This is a genomic window from Aminobacter sp. P4_H6_2 (assembly GCF_056400805.1).
Genome location: NZ_JBFUKO010000853.1, coordinates 1 through 1,875, shown reverse-complemented (window position 1 = coordinate 1,875; position 1,875 = coordinate 1). Strand labels below are relative to the sequence as shown.

Sequence of the window (1,875 nt, the reverse complement as noted above, 5' to 3'; positions counted from 1 at the left end):
CTCTTGCGGCGCCTGGCGCACAAGTGCGGGAGCCGGCCGTGCGCCTGCCTTGCGGCGTGGTTCCGGTTTGCGGAAAAGGTCGAAAAGGCTTCGCCCCTTTCCAACCCCTTGTGCCGCCGTACTAGAGTCCCTGCTGCCGCCGGAGGAGCTTCCGCCTCCACCACCGCTGCCCCCGTCATCGTCATCATCGGCGAATACAAGGCCAGTTCCAAATACCTGCCCTATCAAAGGCGTTGCCACAGGGGCACCAAAAGTCGCGCCGCTCAAGGCCAGCGCGAAAACAATCGCAAGTGAACCCGATGGGGGCTTCAGAGGCATGGTTTGTCCTTTCCTGGCGATGCGGCACACCGACGGCAAATGTTAGCGATCCACATAAGCCTTTCGGCATCCCATATCATTTTGACTACATTTGTGCATTTTGGGCCCAACGGACGAAGCCCCTTCTTATTCCTTCGGGGACCGTATTATTCGCGGGGGAGAGACAGGATACGACTGCATGAAGGGTGACGAGGTTCCGGTCAGCGATCGTCTGGTCGCTTTCCTGCCCAATCTGCGACGGTTCGCCATCTCGCTGTGCCGGTCGCGCGACCTTGCCGATGACCTGGTGCAGGCGGCCTGCGAGCGGGCGCTTGCCGGACAGGAGCGGTTCGAGGCGGGCAGCCGTTTCGACGCATGGATGTTTCGCATCCTGCGCAATCTGTGGATCGACCAGGTCAGGCGCACAAAGACGGCTGGCCCGCGCGAAGACATCGACGACCGCCAGGATATTGTCGGTTCGAGCGGCGAACGCGACGTCGAAGCGCGCCTCACGCTGAAAAGCGTGGCTGTGGCGATCGACGAGCTTGTCGACGAACAGCGCGAGGTGCTGCTGCTCGTCTGCGTCGAGGATCTGTCCTACAAGGAAGCAGCCGAGGTGTTGTCGATCCCCATTGGCACTGTCATGAGCAGGCTTGCCCGCGCGCGCAAGAATCTTGCAGAGGCAGCCGGAATAAACCCCGCGGCGGACCGTTCACCCGAAAAAGGTGGGAAGATATGAACAGGCGCGATTTCGACGACGAAACCCTTATGGCCTTCGCCGACGGCGAGCTCGACGCTGAAACCACGGCGACAATCGAGGAGGCCATGGGCACCGATGACGCGCTAATTGCCCGCGTCGCCACCTTCATGGAAAGCCGCGCCCAGGCATCGGCTACGCTGAAGCCTTTGATCGACGAACCGGTACCCGACACCCTGACGTTGTCGGTGCAAAAATTGATCGACGAGGCGCGTCAGCGGGACAACGCACCTGTCGAAGCAAGCGAACTGCCTACTCAGGAGAACGTCATCGCGTTTCAGCCGCGCGCGCCACGCAAGATCAGCTCGAGCTGGGCACTGCCGCTGGCGGCTTCGCTCGCTGCCGTCATCGTCGGCGCCGGCGGGTATCTTGCCGGAAAGTCCGGCGGATCGGCTGCGGATGGTTTTGCCGTCGCTTCGCTCCACGATCCGGCCATCGTCAGGGCGATTGACGCCACACCGTCAGGTAACGATGTGACCGTCGGCGACACGACAGTAAAACTCGTTTCCAGTTTCCGTGACGAGGCGGGTGCGCTCTGCCGTGAGTTCGAGCTTCATCGACCGTCGAAGTCGTCGCTGGTTTCTGTCGTTTGTCGCGTCGACCAGCAATGGGATCTCAGGCTTGCAGTGGCGGCACCCGCTGCAGGACAAGACTACGTTCCGGCCGGGACCTCCGAAACTGTCGATGCCTATCTGACCACCACCCAGGCCGGGGCGCCGCTGTCGGAAGCGGAAGAGAAAAAGGCGCTCGGCCTGCCCTGACCGGCTCTATCGCGGGCTTGGTTGGGGGCCGCGCTTGCGCTCGCTGGCATAGAGCGCGAC

At 62.2% G+C, this 1,875-nt stretch carries 3 protein-coding genes; all 3 read left to right on the top strand.

What is annotated here, in order from left to right:
- A partial coding sequence (locus AC1DUU_RS30960) for a hypothetical protein (protein WP_476787133.1) occupies positions 1–294 on the top strand: 294 nt, incomplete at its 5' end.
- A gap of 202 nt (positions 295–496) precedes the next feature.
- A complete protein-coding gene (locus tag AC1DUU_RS30955) occupies positions 497–1,036 on the top strand; it encodes an RNA polymerase sigma factor (RefSeq protein ID WP_476787132.1) in 540 nt (179 codons plus the stop codon).
- The gene (locus tag AC1DUU_RS30950; protein ID WP_476787131.1) at positions 1,033–1,815 is read left to right on the top strand and encodes an anti-sigma factor family protein; all 783 of its coding nucleotides are present in this window, start codon (positions 1,033–1,035) and stop codon (positions 1,813–1,815) included. Before AC1DUU_RS30955 ends, AC1DUU_RS30950 begins: the two co-directional genes overlap by 4 nt.
- The last annotated feature ends 60 nt before the right edge of the window (positions 1,816–1,875 follow it).

Coding starts and splice junctions, on each gene's coding strand:
- AC1DUU_RS30955 (WP_476787132.1), top strand. CDS start 497: ATGAAGGGTGACGAGGTTCCGGTCAGCGATCGTCTGGTCGCTTTCCTG.
- AC1DUU_RS30950 (WP_476787131.1), top strand. CDS start 1,033: ATGAACAGGCGCGATTTCGACGACGAAACCCTTATGGCCTTCGCCGAC.